We start from the raw sequence: 18225 nt of genomic DNA, 5'->3' as shown, positions 1-18225 counted from the left end.
AACTACGCAAGGGCTGTTTCGTTAGGCCGCGCATCCTCCCGCTTGCGTTGGAATATGACGAGTGCGGCAACGACGAGGTCGGCAAGAATACCGACCATCGGAATGATGCGAAGATGGTAGGGCAGACTGACGTTCGGATCGTCGGCCGCGAGCGCGATGAGGTCGGCGACGCTGAGCAGCACGCTTGCAGCGAGCAATAGCGTCACGAAAAGGCGAGGCAGGTTCATCCGCCGGCCCGAAAGCACTGACCACGCCAGCCACACCAGTGCGAGGCTGACCGGAAGGTTCAGCCAGAGCCAGAGGAGTCGCTGATGGAACGGATTGCCCAGGGTCAACGCAAAGACGATCCCGCCAAGCGCCACGGCGAGACTGAATATGCGCCACAGCGCAGCCAGCAGCACCACAACGCTAACGCGGTCGACGGGATTATCCGGCGGAAGGCCTTCTGTTCGCCACAGCAGCAATCCTATCGCCCCCGCGACAGCAAGACATCCGGCGATGATGAGTGGCGCAGCCGGCACGCCAAGAATTGCGAGGCCAGAGATCGCGAGCAAAATCGTCACTGAGCACAATGCGACGGCTGGCCATTTGACCCAGGCTGCTTGGCGTAGCACCAGCGCGGCGGCGATGATGCAGAACGAGCCCGTGATGTAGGTAGCTATAGAGATCGCAACGAACCGGTACCCCTGACCGGCAACCAGCACAAATCCTATGATGACGAATAACCAGACACGCCAGTCGGCTCGGTGCGAACTGCTCGAAGCCGGCACGACAACCGCAGCTGAAGGGGGTGTCGCGTCTTCTTTTGCCGCCTCTGGCGTTTTTGGAGCGTCTTCGGGTGTGCCGTCTGCACTCCGCTTGGGCGGCCCGGCGTCCGCTTGCGGCGATCCTTTGGCCGGCAGATCGACCCTGAGCGCGCGGGCCCAGGCTTCTAGAGTGGTGCGGGCCAGTTCTTCATTCAGGCCGGTCTCCTCAGCCAATCGCTTCGCATAGTTTGCGATTGCGATCTCGGTCAGGCCCGAGCTCTGGAATTGCTGAAAATGCGCCGGTATGCCCGATTTCAGGGCCGCGACGACGCCGTTCATCTCTCTTGGCGACAGGTGCGTGTCGCGGATGCAGGCTTCGAAACGCCGTTGCTCGCCGAGCAAAGTCGTCCCGTGCCTGACGAGGATGTCCCTCAGGACGCTTTCGACACTCAGGCTCATCCGCAGGCCCCGCCCCAAATGCAGCTTCAGTCTAGTTTACGCGGCGCACCCGCGTCCAGCGTCGGCGGCCTTCCGACGGCGGCCCTTAATCTAGGGTCAGGACCCATTCATCTGGTTGAAATGGTGTGAGGCCATTTGGCCGGATTGAAGAAGCGGAGGCGAAGGAAGCCATTCGGCTTTCGAGCGCTGCGCGACGCCGTTGCCGGCCAAATGGACCACATCCGAAGGACGCCGAAACGGCTGCGACCTGCAGCGTCGAGCCACTCGGCCGATGGAACCCCATCGACCTTCGCGTCTCTCCAGGAATCTCTTTTCGGCATCTCCTTGCCGTTTCAGGCGCCATTTCCATCATATGAATGGGTCCTGACCCTAGCTACTGGTGCGCATGACTACGCTGCTGCGCGACTTTCGCCGCCGCGCCGTCGAGACCAGAAAGCGTCGGCTGACGACGTGGCACTGGTCCGGTCCGGCGGCGACGCGGCCCTGGAGGAAGCCGGCGAGGTGGTTCAGGCCGCTGGCCTCGATCGGCTGCGCACGCAGCACGTCCATCGCTGATCCCGGCAGCGCCTCGCGGGTGAAGACCGCGAGCGCCCGATGCATTCCGCCAACTGCGTCGAGCTCGGCGAAGCGCGCGGGCGATCCCTCGACCTGACGCGGGAAGACAAGCTCGGCGTCGACCTCGGTCGCCGTCCAGCGCGGGTTCGGTCGAAGGCTGCTCCAGCCGAACCGGTCCTGCATGAGCAGGACGCCATGTTCGAGACCGGGGTTCGGGATTCGCAGCATGATCTCGTCACCCGCAAGCAACTGAAGCACGCCCTCGTCGGGCTTGTCGTCCGGGTCGATCAAGCCCTTCTCGCCATTCACTACGATCTCGAGTACTTCATCATCCGGCAGAGTGCGGACGAACTTCTCCCACGGGCCACGTCCGGATTCGAACGTGGCAAGCGCAGTCTTGAATTCGTTGATGTCCTCCATCTCCAGGATGGCAGCCGGCAGGCCCCAGATATCGATGAATGCGCGATAGTGCTTGGTCGGAATGCAATCGGGGTTTTGCGGCGCGACGCTCACTGCGTCCTTGTAGTTCACGCCGGTCAGCCAAGTGGACAGTGTGCCGGCCGAGATATTGAGCTCCTTGGCGAGTTGATACTGAGTCTTGACGATCGGGTGATAGCCGTAGAGCCAGCGCAATTTTTCGCGCAGTTGCGGAATATGCGAATATCCCTTCGTGAACTTCGGCTGAAGCGTTTTTTTGCCACCGCGCTCGTCCACCATTGCTCGTCCTCGGCCCCAGAATTCGCTGGCTGCAGGATAGTATGACATTGGTCCTGCCGGGCCAAATATGCCCGAACCGAACCGAATGGGTCCGGCGCGGGTCTAATCATCTCATCAGCACATAGGGCGCCCAGTAGTACGGATGCGCCTCGCGGGCGGGTCGGTTGGTCGAGGCATCGTCATCGTCTGGGTCCAGGAGACCCCTCGGGGCCCCGGCAGCTCCGCGGGCCGAGCGGCCGGTGAGCAACTGAAGCTGCGCCTGACGCAGCGCGTCGGCCACAGCGAAGTCTTCGCGAAAGCGAAGCCGATAAAACTCGCGCATCAGCGCCGCGCTGGTGAAGTCGCGAATTGGCCAGAGGGTTGCGATGACATGGGCGGCGCCGCGGTTCAGCGCGAGCGCGCCGAGCCCTTCGAACTCGCTGCCGCTCTGCCGGTGGCCGCCGCCTACCGCCGTCTCGCATGCGGAGAGCGTCAGCAGATCGACGCCGTCGAACCGCAATTCCGCCAGCTGGGCAAGTGTCAGTTTCGTGCCATCGCCGAGCAGCAGATAGGACTCATTCTCCCGCGCAGGACGAAATACGAAGTGGCTCGCAATGTGGACGATGCCGTCGCGCCGTTTCAGCGCGCTGCGGAGCGCGTCGGCGGTGAATGCCGTGTCCAGGAAGATGCCGCCGTCGACCACGCCGTGAGCATTGTCCGCCGTGCCGACGATCGCGAACAGTTCGTCGCGCACGCCTCGCAGTGCACGATGATTGGCGAGCGCGCGCGTGACGCCGAAGCCCGCTGCGCGTCGGATCGGCGCGGGCTCGGTAATGCGCCCGGGACCGTGGCCGCCGGCGCTGACAGTGAGTGCGAAACGCTCCAGAAGGTGCCGCCGACCGTCGTGAAGAACGCCGAGTGGCAGGTAGCGCAGAACGCCATCGAGTGAAATCGTCAGCCGATCCGTCTTGTTATCGTCGAGTTCGGCCTCGATGGGACCGATGAGCAGCTCATGCAGGGCAACCGCGTGACCTCGCCAGGATGCGGAGCGTTGGGCGATCGAGGCGCGCAGCGCGAGGACAAGGCGGTGCACTTCGCCCGGTACGAACGCGTTATGATAGTGCCGCTGACCGCCGGCCGTTGAGACGATGATCTCGACGCCGTCCTGCGCCAGCAGATACTGGAGTTGAATGCTACCGGCGGCCAGATCGTCTTGTGGGACCGAAGCGCGTCGCGACGTGACTTGTGTAGTGGCAGCCGCGGTTGCGCTGTCCGTTTCGGCAAAATCCGCGCGCAAGCGCGCGAACCAGCTTTTCAGCACCGCGGCTCCTCCGGCCGTTACTCCTTCGCTCTCTGCCGGCGTCAGGTGCGTGGTGTGCTTCAGCGTGTCGCGCATCTCGCGCCGCACGGCGGCTTCCATATCCGCCTGAGCCTGCTCGAACGGCGTAAGTCGCACGAGCGTGACCGGCCTCAGCACGCCGTTCGTCACGTCGTCGAGCTCGAATTCTTTCAGCATCGAAATGACTTGCAGTGCCTCCGGCAGGCGGCCGCTGCGAATCAGGCTTTCGGCAAGATGACGATAGATATCCTGCCGGGCCCCGAGGAACGCATGCTCGTGGGAGGCGCTCGCGTGTCGAAGGCGCTGCAGGCCGTTCACGCACAGCTTTTCGAAGAGGATCGCCGCGGCCGGTGCATTACTTTCGGCGAGCAGCGAGCCAAGCAGAAAGTGAGCCCTGGCCTCGACGGTTGGCATGTCGAGCGCGGAGAGCAGAAGCAGCGCCTCGAGCAGGGCGTCCGTAGCGCCGTCGGTGTTGCCAAGCCGTGTCCGCATCCAGCCGACTTCCATCAGGCTGCGCGCGACGTCGGGATGCCCCTGCGGCAGCAGACGCCGGCGCAACGCAAGACTCCGTTCGCACGAGCGCAACGCCGCATCGTCCTGGCCGGCTTCGGACAGCAGCAGGCCAAGATTGGAATGGAGTTGAGCGATCTCGACGTGCTCATCACCGGATAACCGTCGGCGCAGCCGCAGCGCCTGATCATGGATCGCTTGTGCGAGCTCGATCTCGTCCGGCCGCTGGTAGGTGCTGGCGAGATTGGCGAGCGTGGTCGCGAGCGTATCGTCGACATCGGCGCGGTCGGCTGTCGTGGCGCGCATCAGCGCATCCTTCGCGCGAATAAACGCGACGCGAGCCGCGCTGACGTCGCCGACGCGTGCGAGTACGGCGCCGAGGCGCTGCGTTGCCCGTGCTGCTGCAACGCTGTCCTGCCCGTGCGCGGCGATTGCGATTGCAAGAGCACGCTCGCCAGCGTCGTGCGCCTCCGTGAGGCGACCCATCGCGATGCAGGCGTCCTGAAGGATTTCGAGAGCCGCAAACTTCGTGGCGTCGGTGTCGGCAAAGTGAGTATCGGTGAGCACGAACGCGCCTTGTGCGTAGTGACGTGCGTCTTCAAAGCGCGCGAGGTTGAGGCAAGCGCCAGCCAGCGCGAGCCGCGACGAGACGATGCTTCGCGCCGCAGCAGGCGACGCCTGGCCTGCCGCGAGCAATGCGTCCGCAGCAGCCCTTGCCTCGTCAAACCGCCCGGACCGCAGCAGTTCAGCCGCTCGGTCCTTCTGCAGGTTGTTCTGCACTCTGCTCCGCCCGCGCGTCGCCGGCCTGCCGCGCCGGCCATGGCCATTCTAGCAGCCGGGGATCGCGCAAAGGAACCCATCAGGGTGCGTTCCGGAGCCTGCCGGCGAGGATCGTCTGCGTGTTCCCACGCGCCCGCGGCTCACACATCACACTGCCGCTCGTGGCGACCCACAAACGATGTCTGGCGTGGGCATGGCTCGACCAGGTTGGCGGCCATCGTTAAAAATGAGGAAAGCGGCTGGTCCTCGGCGGAAGGCCGAACGCCATTTCGATCATCACACCGGGTGACGGCACAGCCGGTATTCCACGCAACGCGCGATGACATGTAACGCGGGACATTGAAGACAGGCTATCTCTCGATCGCCACGATGGTCGGCCTAGCGACATTCTTCACCATACCGGTAGACAAGGCCTCCCTCGCGCGGCGGGCGGACGCGCCGCCGCTTGCAAGATCGCGGCGCACTCGCAGTACCATGGCTTCGCCAGCGAGATCACACCACATCAAAGCTCTCCTGATTCCAAGGGGGCATCACGTGTCGTGCCCTAGGACGGATGCCGGTACGGCAAAACCAAAGGGTTCCGAATCCGCGTGAATCTGGCGCGCGAGCCGCGTGCAAGGCTTTGGCGCGAGGCGGCTTCGGACCGATTCGGAAAGCTTTGCTGATATTGTGACCATGCATTCGCTAGGCTTCGGGACATCGGAACCGGAGTTGTCAGGAGCAGGACATGATCAGAGAGAATGCAAATCGGACTGATCGGCCCGCCGCGGCGGAAATGGGGCACGCCGGCGTCGTGGCCGCCTCGGCGCTTGTCGGTGTCGTCGCCTGGGCGTTGCTTGCAGGCATGATCGCCCTCATGAATGCGGACGTCGTCAATGACGCCACCGCAAGCCACGCGGGACAATTCGCCGCGCGCTACGCTCTGAACTTCGGCGGCACGATAGGCGCCGTGGTCGGCGCGATCATCGCCACGTGGCGATCCGGAGGCCGTAGCTTTGCCGGCTGGATCACCGCGGGTGCCCTGGTGTTGTTCTTCATCAGTGCGGGAATGGGTGCGAAATGAGAGGCGCCCGCATCATGCCGCGGCTCGAGGGAGCGGCGTCTAGCGCATTTTCGAGCGAAGTGGACACCGGTTCGCGTGAAGAAAATGCGCTAAATCAAAGACATGGATCATTTTCGCGATTCGGAGAAACGCGAAAATGCTCTAGCGTGCTGGTGGTGGGGCGGCATTCACGGACGCCGCCACGGCCCGACCCCTCTTCGTGGAGGTGGTCCCGACGCGCTCGGAATCGGCGAAGGGAAGGACCTGCACTCAGCTTCGCAACGCGTGCGATCATCGTGGCTTCATCGTCGAAGAGAAGCCCGCGGTGCAGGCGGCGCGCTGTGCACGCTACTGGGATTTCTGCATGAAGACCGGCATCTATCACGACGGCAAGCGCAGGATCCCGAGCGTGATCAGGGAGTAGATGGACGCAAGGCGCCCGGCGAGATGCGTTGCCATCGGACGTCCGGCCACCGGCACATGCTGCGACAAGGTCAGGCCGACCGTGGTTGCGGCAAATGGAGACAGATCATGAGAATAACAGCATCAATGGTGATCGCCAGCGTCATGTTGCTCTCGGATCTGTCAATGTCGTTAGGCTCGGCGTGTCACTTTCTGCAAATGGCCTCCGATCGACGACCGATCATGCCGAGGCCTGCCGGCCATCTCCTCCGCGGCTTTGGAATCTTCTATGATCCGATCCTCAAAGTGTCGCGCCAACATAACGGGTGGGATCTGTCATTATCGCCGAACAGGGTGGTAAAGGCCGTAGCTCCCGGGATCGTTGCGGAGCTGCAAACAGCGGGACCATCCGCTGGCGTCGTCACGATTGATCATGGTGGCGGATGGTCCACCGTCTATGCGCATCTTGATGGAATCAATGTTCGAGTGGGGCAATGTCTTGAGCCGGGCCAGAACCTGGGATCGCTTGGCGCGCCACGCGTTACCAATCGGCCATCGCTGCATATTGAGATCAGGCACGATGGAAAGGCCATCGATCCCAAAGATATTTTTCAGTGACGGGAAATTGTCCGGCCACCAAGGTTGATCAGCTTTCACAGACAACCCGAGATCGAGCGCAGTGGCTTAAGATTTAACAGGAAAGGCATAGTGCGATGAACCTTATGAATCGTCGTTCACTCATGACCGGCATCGCGGCTTTATGCGCCAGCACCTCTGTGGGCCACGCCGCGACGCGATGCAGTGCGTCGGGCGGCATTCAGACCTGCACGTCCGGATTGGAGCTCAGCAAGTTCGATCCGGTACGCCAACGCTGCGAGGAATGGTGCTGGGCAGCCTGCATCCAGGCCGTCTTCTCGATGAAGGGCCGCGAGACGGCTCAGGAATGGGCCGTCGAGAAGATTTTCGGATCCAATACCTGTCGCGGCGCGACCACGCCCCAGATCATCCAGGCTATCAACGGCGAATGGATCGACCAGTACGGTTTCAAGTTTCGAGCCGGCGCAGAACGCCTGCCGGATGCGGCGATGTCGGTCAGCACGAGCGTTCTGCCACAACAGGCCGACAAGATTCCGTCCAATGCCGCCCTCAATATGTTCTCCAACGATGGAGCCAAGCGCGTCGTGGCCGAACTGGATGCAGGCAACCCGCTGATCATCGGAGTGGCCGGCGCGGCAATCGGGCACGCAACCGTTCTGACCGCGGCTACCTACACCAAGGATAGTAACGGCTTCATCGGTTTGAAGGAACTGGTGGTTCGCGATCCCTGGCCTGCAAATCCAAATCGAAGAACGCTGCAAGCTTCCGAAGTGCGCGGAGTGATGACAATCGTTCGTGTTTGGCTCGACTGATGAAACTGGATTCCTGAGACGAGTCCCGTGCCGCTGGTCACAAGACGTGTTTTCCTTTTTGTCCTCGTCAGCACATGTCCTGTGCCAGTCTGCTCATCAATATGAGCCTATGATGCGCTTCAAGCGAGAAATGGATGCCAGCTCGCACGAGGACATGCGACAGAAGCGGCAGCAATTCCAGGAACGATCACGAAAATGGCAGTCTATCCTGCTCGAGATCCAAGCCAGAGCCGCCATCGATTCATCGGCCAAAGGTCAGAGGCTTCTTCGACGCACCAATCTGCTTGCGACGTATGAGCAGCGGCAACGCGATGAACGCGCGCGGGGCTGGCGAGATGCAAGGAAGCGCTTGATGGCCTTCGATGCCGGTCAAAGGTCTGCGATCATCGATCTATGGCGGGATTGTCCCTACCCCGCGGATCCCGGCTATCTGTCGTTTCTCCTCGGCCAGATCGAGCGCGGGAAGATTGATCCGTTCGCGCCGCCCTGGCGTGTCCGAAGACGTTGAAGATGTGACTCGGGTCCGCTGGCATGTCGTTCGATCTATTGGCTTTCATCCGTTCGCACATTTCCGCGGCGAATCTGGCACTCAAAGTGCGAACGCGCATCTTGCCGACATTCGAGATCGCCAGCTATGACGAGTGTGGACCGATGCGTCAGCGGCGGCCCCTTTTCCGGGTGACAATACTAGATCGCGCCATTGAGATCACAGGTTTTCTTTCGACGATGGATGAGATCGAGGAATATGTTGCAAAATGTAGCTCACGTTTGCCCTGCTCGGTCGAGCGATGCGGTGTTCGTGTCGAATTCTATGCGACTTACTGCTCCATGGGAGCCGTTGAGCAGTTTTTCCATCGCGAGGCGCTGATCGAAGGCTTTAAGTCTGTTCGTCGATCACGGGTGTAATGCTTCTTTGATAACATCGTCATGTCGAGCGCGGAATCCCCGCTATTGTCAGTCGGATCGGACGATTTCCGGACTTGATGGCAATGCGCGGCCATTGATCACGCTTCGTCGTGGGGCGCGATGGGCTTGGAAAAAAGTATGCTGCTGGTCCCAAGGTAACGAAGAAGAAGCACGGCATGGTCTTCGATGTCACGCTGCATGAACGGTCGCCGCCATGCGTTGCAATCGAGCTACCGTTCGCCCAGAATTCTCACCTCAAGCGGGGGAAGCGACAGTGACTGAGATCCTGAAACGCGTTGGTCTCGTGGTGCTCACGGCGGTCGCCGGCGCCGCCATGGGGACGATCGTCGCGCTGTTGTTCGGTGTCGCGAAGGGGTTGCTTGGCGGCGGTAGCACGGTCTCGCTTGCCGGAGCTTTGGTGGTGGGCATCGGGTGGTTCGGCGCGATCAGCGCCCTTGTCGGAGCGCTGATCGGCAAGGACACGGCCGAGGAGGAGGGCAAGCAGCCGACACGCGCAGCCAATATGGTCGCATGGATCGCCGCGGTTGCCATCGCGCTGCTGTGCCTGTCGGTGTTGTTCGGACGCTAGGAGCCTGTCCGAGTAATTCATTCCATTGGGTTACGTCAATGCCACGCCGTTAGCATGGTGACAGGCTGTAGAGGGGAATGGCCGTCAAATCGTCGCAGGACCTATGGACCGCACGGCCACGCCGTGCGACGGCGGGTCCCGCTTCGCGGGGGGGTATCGTGATCAGGTCGTGCAAAAGGAAGGAAGGCGCGCCCATCCACACATTGTCAGGGCGGCTCGTTTCGGAATACGCGCCAGTCGAATTTGACTTGGCGCATGGTTTCACCCACTTAGGACCCGTCACTATCCAGTCCCTGCCGGGGCGTGTTTCATCCTCTGTCGTTGCCAAGGACGTTTATTCATGAAGGTCGTTGTCGTCGAATCTCCGGCCAAAGCCAAGACAATCAATAAGTATCTGGGTAGCGGCTACGAGGTTCTGGCATCCTTTGGGCATATCCGCGATCTGCCGGCCAAGGACGGTTCGGTCGATCCCGATGCCGATTTTGCCATGGTCTGGGAACTCGAGGATCGCGGCGCCAAGCGCATGTCGGACATCGTCCGGGCGGTGAAGGGGGCCGATAAGCTGATCCTCGCCACCGACCCCGACCGCGAAGGGGAAGCGATTTCCTGGCATGTGGTGGAGGCGCTCAGCGAAAAAAAGGCGCTGCGTGGCATTCCGGTCGAGCGTGTGACCTTCAACGCGATCACCAAGGACGCCGTCCTCGACGCGATGGCGCATCCCCGGCAGATCGACCAGGCGCTGGTCGACGCCTATCTCGCGCGGCGGGCGCTCGACTATCTCGTCGGCTTCACCCTGTCGCCCGTGCTGTGGCGCAAACTGCCGGGCGCCCGCTCCGCGGGACGCGTGCAGTCGGTGGCGCTCAGGCTGGTCTGTGACCGTGAACGCGAGATCGAGACCTTCGTGCCGCGCGAGTATTGGTCGCTCATCGCCCTGCTCGCAACCACCCAGGGGGCAACCTTCGAGGCCCGGCTCGTCGGCGCGGACGGTCAGAAAATAAGCCGGCTCGATATCGGCAAGGGCGAGGAGGCGGCGGCCTTCAAGCGCGATCTCGAAGCGGCCGCGTTCCAGGTCGTCAATGTGGAGGCGAAGCCCGCCCGGCGCCATCCGCAGCCGCCCTTCACCACCTCGACGCTGCAGCAGGAGGCCTCGCGCAAGCTGGGCCTTGCCCCGGCGCGCACGATGCAGATCGCGCAGAAGCTGTATGAGGGCGTTGCGATCGGCGGCGAGACGGTTGGTCTCATCACCTATATGCGAACGGACGGCGTCGACATGGCACCGGAGGCGATCGCATCGACGCGCAGCGTCATCGGCCAGGAATTCGGCGAGCGTTATGTGCCGGCGCAGCCGCGCAAATACAGCGTCAAGGCCAAGAATGCCCAGGAGGCGCATGAGGCCGTGCGCCCGACCGATCTGTCGCGGCTGCCGGCCGACGTGCACCGCTATCTCGATGCCGACCAGGCGCGCCTCTATGATCTCATCTGGACGCGCACTGTGGCGAGCCAGATGGAATCGGCGACCTTCGAGCGTACGACCGTCGATATCGCGGCCAAGGTCGGTGCCCGCGTGCTGGATCTGCGCGCGACCGGGCAGGTCGTCGTCTTCGACGGCTTCCTGAAGCTCTATCAGGAAGGCAAGGACGACGAGGCTGACGAGGACGGTGGACGTCTCCCGGCCATGAAGGCCGGCGAGAGCCTGGAGAAACGCGAGATCCGCTCGACACAGCATTTCACCGAGCCACCGCCGCGCTTCACCGAGGCGAGCCTCGTCAAGCGTATGGAAGAGCTCGGCATCGGCCGTCCCTCGACCTATGCGGCCGTGCTCGCGGTGTTGCGTGAGCGTGAATATGTCAGCCTCGACAAGAAGCGCCTGGTCCCCGATGACAAGGGCCGCATCGTCACGGCCTTTCTCGAGAGCTTCTTCCGCCGCTACGTGGAATATGATTTTACGGCGGATCTGGAAGAGAAGCTCGACCAGGTCTCCAACCACGAGATCGACTGGAAGGCCGTGCTCCGCGACTTCTGGCGCGATTTCATTGTGGCCGTCGACGAAACCAAGAGCCTGCGCATGACGCAGGTGCTCGATGCTCTCAACGAGGAGCTCGGGCCGCATATCTTTCCCGCCCGCGCCGATGGCGGCGATCCGCGGCTGTGCCCCTCCTGCGGAACCGGCCGGCTGTCGCTCAAGCTTGGCAAGTTCGGTTCCTTCGTCGGCTGCTCGAATTACCCGGAATGCCGCTATACGCGCCAGCTCGCAGCAGGCGGCAACGGCGATGCCGAGGGCGTGGGCGAGGCCGGCGGCGGGCCGAAGGTGCTCGGTCGCGATCCGGCGACGGACATGGAGGTCACCCTTCGCGATGGTCGTTACGGCCCTTATGTGCAGCTGGGAGAGGGCGAGAAGCCGAAGCGCCAGACCCTGCCGAAGGGAACGGCGCCGGATGCCGTGAGCCTCGAGATGGCGCTGAAGCTCCTGTCCCTGCCGCGCCAGGTCGCGACGCATCCGGAGACGGGCAAGCCGATCCTCGCCAATATCGGGCGCTTCGGCCCCTATGTGCAGCACGAGAAAACCTACGCCAATATCGGGCGGGATGACGACGTGCTGGAGATCGGCGCGAACCGGGCCATCGACCTCATCGTCGCCAAGGAGCAGGGCGGCGGCCGACGCGGCGCGGCCGATCCTGGCCGCCCGCTCGGGGACGATCCGGAGAGCGGCAAGCCCGTGGTTGTGAAGGCCGGCCGCTACGGGCCTTACGTCACGGATGGCGAGACCAATGCGACCTTGCCGAAGGGCACGGAGAGCGACGTGGTCACGCTGGACGAGGCGCTCGCCTTGCTGAAAGCGCGCCGGGAGGCTGGCGGCGGCAAGAAGAGCGGCCGGAAGGTTGCCGCCAAAAAGCCCGCGGCGAAGAAGGCCGCAGCCAAGTCGCCAGCGAGCAAGACGGCGGCTACCAAGAAGGCGGCGGCCAAACCAGCCTCCGGTAAGGCCGCGTCCAAGAAGGTGGTGTCCGGATAGGCAGCGGCGGCCGATGCCGCCGCGACGGTGGGGGACGAGCCTGCCGCGCGCGCTTTCAGGACGGTTGCCGGCGGACGACGATCAATTCGGTCGTGGGGATTGATCGGTGTCGCGTTTTTCACGTGGCAAAGATTCAGGGTCCCGAGCACGCGTTCATTTCCGTTGGGCTGCGGGCATAACCCTGGAACTTCCGGAGGCTGAGCTCGTTCCTTTCATGAAACTTTACTATAAAGGAGCGTGATATGAACTGGGATCGTGTTGAAGGAAACTGGAAGCAGTTTAAGGGCAATTTGCAGCAGCAGTGGGGTAAATTGACCAACGACGATCTTGATGTCGTGCAAGGCAAACGGACTGAGCTTGCCGGCAAGTTGCAGGAGCGTTACGGCGTTGCGAAAGACGAGGCCGAGCGGCAGATCGACGAGTGGCTGAAGAAGACCCATTAATGCTCCATCATTATTCACCCTGGTGCATTGTGAGCGAGAGACACTGAGCTCACGATTGATCCTGCTGCCCCGATCGTGAAACGCGCCGGGGCGGCGGCGCCGAAGAGCAGGAGCAGGTGCCAGGAGAATGGCGCCCGCTGCACGGGAGCAGGGCAAAGGCCGGCGATTTTCACTACGTTTGCGCTTCGGCGTTGATCTCGTGCGTCCCGCGAATAACAATATGCGTGCTTGACCGAGGAGTAGCTTATGGCCACTAAGCCGACAGAAGAGGACTACGGCGCCGAAATCGCCAAGCTTCGTGAGGACATCACGCGGCTGTCCGACAGCATTGGGCAACTGGTACAGCGCGAGGCCGACAACGCCGCTGCCCAGTTGAGGACGTCGGTCGGACGTGCCGCGGAGGCGGTGGCTGGGCGGGTCAATTCGGTTGCCGACGATGTCGCCCGTACGGGGCGCCAGCTGGCATCGGATGCGCAACATGGTGTCCGCAACGCTGCTTCGGAGCTTGAGTCGAACATCGAGCGCAATCCCCTGACGGCCGTGCTGATTGCGGGTGGCATCGGTCTCGTGCTGGGTCTTCTGAGCCGCAAGGGATGATCGGGCTTCTCAGGCAGTTCGCCGCCGGGGCAATCGCGCCCGTGCAGGCGGCAGCTCGCCGCACCCTCATCGACATTGTGATGCTGGCGGGGGCGGGGGTCCTGTTTCTCGTCGCGCTTGTCTTTGGTGCGATCTCGGCGACGCAGTGGTTAAGCCTGCGCTACGGCTTCGTGCAGGCAACAGCCATCATGACCGGCGTGTTTCTGGCTGCAGCCATTGCCGTGCTCCTTGTCCGGATCGTCGTCAACCGCCGGCCGTCCGCCCGGGGTGGTGCAACGGGAGGTGGTGGAGCAGGAGGCGGTGTAGGGATGGACGCCGCTGCGCGTGGTGGCCTTGCTGGCGGAGCTTTGGGCCAGGGCCAGCAACGGAGTGGGCTGACGCCAGAGGAGCTTGCCCTCCTTGGGACCCAGGATATCGTCAAATCGCTGACACCCTTCCAGTTGACCCTGGTGGCCGGGCTGGCTGGTTTTGTCGGGGGGCGGCTTCTCGACAAGAATTTCACGAGCAAGTCCAAGTCGCCGTGATCCAAGTCGCCCTGATTCAAGTCGCCCTGAAGACGGGATCGCGCGGGAGTTGGTTGGTCATTCTCGCCGCTGCGCCATCACCTTAGAGCAAATCCGGCTTACGTGGAATCGTCGCATACCATTTAAGTTTTTGAATGTGCACGTCAATTGTTGCCTGGAGCAAGTCCGCAACAGACGGACTTGCTCCAGACGCCACGACCACTGAAGCCATCACCACTCGCCCTGACGTTGAAGTCCGGACCGGGACATGGCCTCCACCCAACGCTTGGGGCGCTGCTGGCGATCAACTGCGGATGGCCCCACCCCTTTGACGGGGTGGGTATCCGGCCGGGGGGGCTGAGACAGTTGCCTTTTCTCCCTATCCGTTGACCGCCGCGCTGTCGGCGCGATGGGAACGGCGGTCGAAGAAGAGCGCCTGGCTGATGATGGCCTTTACCGCATCCGCATTGAAGGGCTTGGTCACGAGAAAGGTCGGCTCGGGCCGCAGGCCGGTGAGCAGCCGTTCAGGGTAGGCGGTGATGAAAATCACCGGAATCTCGATCTCCGACAATATGTCGTTCACGGCATCGATTCCGGAACTGCCGTCGGCAAGCTGGATGTCGGCAAGGACGAGGCCCGGCTTCTGGGTACCGACGGCGATAACGGCTTCTCGATGCGTACGCGCAATATTCGTGACGCGATGGCCCAAGCCTTCCACGAGAGCCTCAAGATCCATCGCGATGATCGGCTCGTCTTCGATGATCAGGATATCGGTCGCCAGTTGATCCGATATGTCTTTGTTGGCCTCTGCCAGAAGGTCGGCCACTTCATCCTGGCTACAGCTGAGCGTTTCGCTGATCCGTGGAAGGGAAAGGCCTTCCACCGCCTGCAGGAGGAAGGCGAGCCGCGGACGGGGCGGCAAAGCTTCCAGCCTGCGCTGCACGTTGGCTTCCGTTCCGATCGCGCTATCGGGATTGGGCGCCTCGTTGAGGGGGACTGAGTTCCAGACGCGCAGCAGAATACGAAAGAGGGCGACACGGAGATCCGGTGTATCCTCGACTTCCGCTGGATCGGCCAGGATGGCTTCCAGCGTGGCAACGGCATAGGCGTCTCCACCACTTTGGGTGCCAGCCAAGGCGCGTGCGAAACGGCGCAGATACGGCAGATGCGGTGCAATCGCCTGTGAGAGGGACATGAACGAACCCTTTTTCCTTGCGTTCAGACTTATCATGAGTCACGAGACGTAACGTCACTTTAATGGCAATACCTATTCGGGCGCGAGGGGAAGTATGGCGCGCAGTCCGTTTTCAGAACGCTGCTTTCATTGAGAAGTTCCGATGATCTGGAACCTTTGCGGTGGCCTTGCGTTTAAATCGTCACCAAGGGAAATGCCCCGGTTTGGTGATAGAGTTGGCTGTTGACATGCAGTGGAGGTGCTGATGAACCGGGAGGAACGTCCGCGAGGTGCGCGGACTGTGCCTACTGACAAGAGCGCACTGGAGCATTCAGCTAGCATCCCCAAACCGGTTGACCGTGGCGCTGATAGCAAGACGACCCCTGCGCAAGACCAGATTGGGCTTCAATTGCGGTCGATGTATGATGATATATTGAACGAGGCGACGCCAGAGCGTTTTTTGAAGCTCCTTGAGGACTTGGACCAGAAGACGAAGTCGAAGTAATAGCCATCGTCGATATCCATACTTGATCATTGCTTTCGGGATCTTCGCGCTTGCGCGGTCATGGTATGAAATTCGCATGAGTTTGGCGCCGGTCCGGCCGACGCCATCGACGACGCTGGGAGCCAGCAGACAATAAGGGACGCAGGCTCGTATGCGCCGCCGCCGCTTCACCCATCAGTCCCGGCCGGAAGGCCGGCCCGCGAACTCCGAGCCGGACAGGGCCATGGGCTTTGTCCATCCGGCTTTGTGAGGCGCCGAGGCATACCATGACATTCGGCCACAGCCTCCGCAGCAGGATCGTCATTACCCTTGGGTTTGTCCTCCTGCCAGCGGTCATCCTCGCCTTCGTCTGGATCTTCACCAATGTAAACGCTTTACGCGAGGCCAAGGTGGCCAACGCGGAACGGGCGGCGTCCGCGATGGCACTTCAGGTCAACGAATCGCTGCGGGACATGGTTCTCGCGAGCGTCGGTCTCGATGCCAATCGGGGGGGCGGTCAGTCCGCAGCAACCTGTGATCGCGAGTTGAGCGCGATCGTCGGCGCGCAGGCGAGCTACGTTGGCGGGGCGGTTATCGACGCGGGGCGTGTATCCTGCGCGCTCGGTGCGTCAGCGGCAGACTTTGAGCGGCTTGCGTCGCCGGAACGCCTTGCGCGAATCCACGCTGGCCTGGCGACGGGTGCGCCACTCGTTCTGGAATTGCTGACCGATGCCGAGGCCGGGCATAGCCTTGAGGCGAGCGGCCTGAGCGTGGCGAGCGATGGCTATCTGCTGGCAGCGTTTCCAGGCAGCAGGAGCACGGACGAACTGTTTCTCGTGCTCCTGACCAAGGCGCGTATCACGACCGATTTGGCCACCCACTTTATGGACATTGCTCACGGAGCGGCCCTGTTTGGCCCGGACGGAACGATCCTGGCGGAGTGGCGGGCGGACAGCTTGCCCCAGCGCTGGCTGCCGGCCATGCCGTTAGGGAGTGCCGCCGACAAGGGCACATCCATCTCCGGCGACAGCTTCCGCTATTTCAAAATTCCCTTGGCACGCACGGGCCTTGTGCTGCTGGTGGGTTATCCTGAAGACGTCTTCTTCGCCTCCGAGCAGAACATTCTCTGGGTTACGCTGTTGCCGCCTGTTCTGATGCTGGGTGCCGCAGCGGTTGGTGCGCTGCTGGCTGTGGATCGTCTCGTCATCCAGTGGATCGTCTATCTCCAGCGCGTGACGAGGGTCTACGGCAGCGGGCGCTATTCCGTCCGCGCCCTGCGCCTCAGCCAGGCGCCGCGGGAACTCGGCGAACTCGGCTATGCCTTCAACCACATGGCCGACAATATCGCCCACCATGCGACCGAGCTGAGTTCAGCGATCGAAGACAAGGAACGGCTGCTCCGGGAACTGCACCACCGGGTGAAGAACAATTTCCAGGTCATTGTGTCTCTGTTGAGCCTGCACAAGCAAAGCCTGCCGGTCCAGGAGCGCGACGACATCCGCTTTATCGAGGACCACGTGAATGCAATGGCGGTGGCCTATCGCGTGGGCTACAGCTACGGCGAGATGGGCGACGCCCCGGTGGCGGAACTTCTCCACGACATCGTCGATGGTCTGCGGCGCACGGCGGACCTCGCGCCTGCCCATGTGGTCGTGGAAGTGCCGCCGGTGAGCACACGGATCGATCTCGATCGGGCGATCGGCATCGGCCTTTATCTTGCGGCCATGCTGCCGGCTTATCTCGACATGGTGCGGGCGGATGCTCATTCGGCGTCGTCGCCCATGAAGGTGCGGGTTGGCGCGGTCGTCGAAGGGGATAGCTTGCGGCTTGCTGTTTCCATCCGGCCTGCGGAAAGTGCCGTTCAGCTGTCGCACCTGCGCAGCCGTCTCACACGAGCCTATATCCGGCAGTTGTCCGCACGGGAGGTTTCTTCCGACGATATGACGGAAAGGGCCATCGCCATTCCGCTGGACGCCGATGACAGAGAGGGCGGCCCTGTTGGGGCGCGGCCGGCAATGGGCTTCCGTATCAGCGGTCGGCAGGCCTGAGGCGGCAGGCTGGCTGCATCCGCCACGGAATCGTTTTGACAGGTGAGAGCGAAAATGTGACTGCCACCGGGCGAGCCCTGGGACACAGGCTCTGCCCGGCAGGCAACCCCTGGAGCAAGTCGGTCTTCTGCGGGCTCGCTCCGCATAGAAAAGACGAGCACATCCGGCTTGGATGGCATCCGCTGATCCATCCAAGCCGGTGAATGTGTTCGTCGATTTGGAAGATGAGCAGGTCCGCAGCAGACGGAATTGCTCTACAGGGGCGATTGCCGCCCGCGTACGATGCTGACAATCGCCGAAATAATAAACAGGACGATTGCTACGTAGAAAATGATCTGCGCGATCGAGATTGCTGTTCCGGCGATGCCTCCGAAACCGAGTACCGCAGCGATGAGTGCGATAACGAGAAACGTTATTGCCCAGCTAATCATGGCATGTCCCTTTATTCTATATGAAGCTTGTGTCTGTCTCGCCCTTCTCCTCGCGGCACGTATGCAACGCGTCTGCTGGGAGGCGCACGTATCAGAGGGCTA

General features: G+C 62.2%; 17 protein-coding genes. 12 read left to right on the top strand and 5 right to left on the bottom strand.

Annotated elements, in window-relative coordinates; all coding sequences use genetic code 11:
- Positions 1-2: 2 nt before the first annotated feature.
- The 3 genes from C7450_RS24085 to C7450_RS24075 all read right to left on the bottom strand — a co-directional run bounded on the left by C7450_RS24085 (position 3) and on the right by C7450_RS24075 (position 5085).
- A complete protein-coding gene (locus C7450_RS24085) occupies positions 3-1205 on the bottom strand; it encodes a hypothetical protein (protein WP_110377016.1) in 1203 nt (400 codons plus the stop codon).
- A gap of 369 nt (positions 1206-1574) precedes the next feature.
- Positions 1575-2477 carry a hypothetical protein gene (locus C7450_RS24080; RefSeq protein ID WP_110377015.1) on the bottom strand — a complete coding sequence of 301 codons (903 nt, stop codon included), beginning with the start codon at positions 2475-2477 and terminating at the stop codon, positions 1575-1577.
- Between the two features lie 106 nt (positions 2478-2583).
- Entirely contained in the window at positions 2584-5085 is a 2502-nt protein-coding gene (locus C7450_RS24075; protein ID WP_110377014.1) for a CHAT domain-containing protein, read from the bottom strand.
- 727 nt (positions 5086-5812) lie between these two features.
- Between C7450_RS24075 and C7450_RS24070 the strand changes: the two genes are divergently transcribed.
- The 10 genes from C7450_RS24070 to C7450_RS24025 all read left to right on the top strand — a co-directional run bounded on the left by C7450_RS24070 (position 5813) and on the right by C7450_RS24025 (position 14007).
- Positions 5813-6148, top strand: coding sequence for a hypothetical protein (locus C7450_RS24070; RefSeq protein ID WP_146227485.1), 336 nt, complete (start codon positions 5813-5815; stop codon positions 6146-6148).
- A 510-nt stretch (positions 6149-6658) separates the two neighbouring features.
- Positions 6659-7147 carry a murein hydrolase activator EnvC family protein gene (locus C7450_RS34105; RefSeq protein ID WP_170147402.1) on the top strand — a complete coding sequence of 163 codons (489 nt, stop codon included), beginning with the start codon at positions 6659-6661 and terminating at the stop codon, positions 7145-7147.
- A gap of 104 nt (positions 7148-7251) precedes the next feature.
- Entirely contained in the window at positions 7252-7938 is a 687-nt protein-coding gene (locus tag C7450_RS24060) for a cysteine peptidase family C39 domain-containing protein (protein ID WP_170147401.1), read from the top strand.
- Between the two features lie 109 nt (positions 7939-8047).
- A complete protein-coding gene (locus C7450_RS24055) occupies positions 8048-8446 on the top strand; it encodes a hypothetical protein (RefSeq protein ID WP_110377010.1) in 399 nt (132 codons plus the stop codon).
- A gap of 23 nt (positions 8447-8469) precedes the next feature.
- Complete coding sequence (locus C7450_RS24050) at positions 8470-8844, top strand: hypothetical protein (protein ID WP_110377009.1); 375 nt, start codon at positions 8470-8472, stop codon at positions 8842-8844.
- 274 nt (positions 8845-9118) lie between these two features.
- Complete coding sequence (locus C7450_RS24045; protein ID WP_110377008.1) at positions 9119-9433, top strand: hypothetical protein; 315 nt, start codon at positions 9119-9121, stop codon at positions 9431-9433.
- A gap of 340 nt (positions 9434-9773) precedes the next feature.
- Entirely contained in the window at positions 9774-12443 is a 2670-nt protein-coding gene (gene topA, locus C7450_RS24040) for a type I DNA topoisomerase (RefSeq protein ID WP_110377007.1), read from the top strand.
- 242 nt (positions 12444-12685) lie between these two features.
- A complete protein-coding gene (locus C7450_RS24035; RefSeq protein ID WP_110377006.1) occupies positions 12686-12886 on the top strand; it encodes a CsbD family protein in 201 nt (66 codons plus the stop codon).
- A 246-nt stretch (positions 12887-13132) separates the two neighbouring features.
- Complete coding sequence (locus C7450_RS24030; protein ID WP_110377005.1) at positions 13133-13483, top strand: hypothetical protein; 351 nt, start codon at positions 13133-13135, stop codon at positions 13481-13483.
- On the top strand, positions 13480-14007 hold the full coding sequence (locus C7450_RS24025) for a hypothetical protein (RefSeq protein ID WP_110377004.1): 528 nt from the start codon (positions 13480-13482) through the stop codon (positions 14005-14007). The genes C7450_RS24030 and C7450_RS24025 overlap by 4 nt, the downstream gene beginning before the upstream one ends.
- A gap of 358 nt (positions 14008-14365) precedes the next feature.
- Here C7450_RS24025 and C7450_RS24020 read toward each other — a convergent pair whose 3' ends face one another.
- Positions 14366-15181 (bottom strand): response regulator, encoded by an 816-nt coding sequence (locus tag C7450_RS24020; protein ID WP_110377003.1) that lies wholly within the window; start codon positions 15179-15181, stop codon positions 14366-14368.
- Between the two features lie 244 nt (positions 15182-15425).
- On the opposite strand from C7450_RS24020, the gene C7450_RS34925 reads away from it, so the two are divergent.
- Both C7450_RS34925 and C7450_RS24010 read left to right on the top strand, forming a co-directional pair.
- Positions 15426-15665, top strand: a complete 240-nt coding sequence (locus C7450_RS34925; RefSeq protein WP_110377002.1) for a NepR family anti-sigma factor — start codon at positions 15426-15428, stop codon at positions 15663-15665.
- A 266-nt stretch (positions 15666-15931) separates the two neighbouring features.
- Positions 15932-17692 carry a histidine kinase dimerization/phosphoacceptor domain -containing protein gene (locus tag C7450_RS24010; RefSeq protein ID WP_110377001.1) on the top strand — a complete coding sequence of 587 codons (1761 nt, stop codon included), beginning with the start codon at positions 15932-15934 and terminating at the stop codon, positions 17690-17692.
- 254 nt (positions 17693-17946) lie between these two features.
- Here C7450_RS24010 and C7450_RS24005 read toward each other — a convergent pair whose 3' ends face one another.
- Complete coding sequence (locus tag C7450_RS24005; protein ID WP_110377000.1) at positions 17947-18123, bottom strand: DUF1328 domain-containing protein; 177 nt, start codon at positions 18121-18123, stop codon at positions 17947-17949.
- Positions 18124-18225: the final 102 nt, after the last annotated feature.

It is taken from the genome of Chelatococcus asaccharovorans, assembly GCF_003201475.1.
In the GTDB taxonomy this organism is placed as follows: Bacteria; Pseudomonadota; Alphaproteobacteria; order Rhizobiales; family Beijerinckiaceae; genus Chelatococcus; species Chelatococcus asaccharovorans.
Note: the sequence above shows the minus strand (reverse complement) of the source record. Positions and strands in the feature narration are given on the sequence as shown.

Excerpts from the sequence above, each read along its gene's own strand:
- C7450_RS24085 (WP_110377016.1), bottom strand. The coding sequence starts at position 1,205 with ATGAGCCTGAGTGTCGAAAGCGTCCTGAGGGACATCCTCGTCAGGCAC.
- C7450_RS24080 (WP_110377015.1), bottom strand. The coding sequence starts at position 2,477 with ATGGTGGACGAGCGCGGTGGCAAAAAAACGCTTCAGCCGAAGTTCACG.
- C7450_RS24070 (WP_146227485.1), top strand. The coding sequence starts at position 5,813 with ATGATCAGAGAGAATGCAAATCGGACTGATCGGCCCGCCGCGGCGGAA.
- C7450_RS34105 (WP_170147402.1), top strand. The coding sequence starts at position 6,659 with ATGAGAATAACAGCATCAATGGTGATCGCCAGCGTCATGTTGCTCTCG.
- C7450_RS24060 (WP_170147401.1), top strand. The coding sequence starts at position 7,252 with ATGAATCGTCGTTCACTCATGACCGGCATCGCGGCTTTATGCGCCAGC.
- C7450_RS24055 (WP_110377010.1), top strand. The coding sequence starts at position 8,048 with ATGATGCGCTTCAAGCGAGAAATGGATGCCAGCTCGCACGAGGACATG.
- C7450_RS24050 (WP_110377009.1), top strand. The coding sequence starts at position 8,470 with ATGTCGTTCGATCTATTGGCTTTCATCCGTTCGCACATTTCCGCGGCG.
- topA (WP_110377007.1), top strand. The coding sequence starts at position 9,774 with ATGAAGGTCGTTGTCGTCGAATCTCCGGCCAAAGCCAAGACAATCAAT.
- C7450_RS24035 (WP_110377006.1), top strand. The coding sequence starts at position 12,686 with ATGAACTGGGATCGTGTTGAAGGAAACTGGAAGCAGTTTAAGGGCAAT.
- C7450_RS24030 (WP_110377005.1), top strand. The coding sequence starts at position 13,133 with ATGGCCACTAAGCCGACAGAAGAGGACTACGGCGCCGAAATCGCCAAG.
- C7450_RS24025 (WP_110377004.1), top strand. The coding sequence starts at position 13,480 with ATGATCGGGCTTCTCAGGCAGTTCGCCGCCGGGGCAATCGCGCCCGTG.
- C7450_RS24020 (WP_110377003.1), bottom strand. The coding sequence starts at position 15,181 with ATGTCCCTCTCACAGGCGATTGCACCGCATCTGCCGTATCTGCGCCGT.
- C7450_RS34925 (WP_110377002.1), top strand. The coding sequence starts at position 15,426 with ATGAACCGGGAGGAACGTCCGCGAGGTGCGCGGACTGTGCCTACTGAC.
- C7450_RS24010 (WP_110377001.1), top strand. The coding sequence starts at position 15,932 with ATGACATTCGGCCACAGCCTCCGCAGCAGGATCGTCATTACCCTTGGG.
- C7450_RS24005 (WP_110377000.1), bottom strand. The coding sequence starts at position 18,123 with ATGATTAGCTGGGCAATAACGTTTCTCGTTATCGCACTCATCGCTGCG.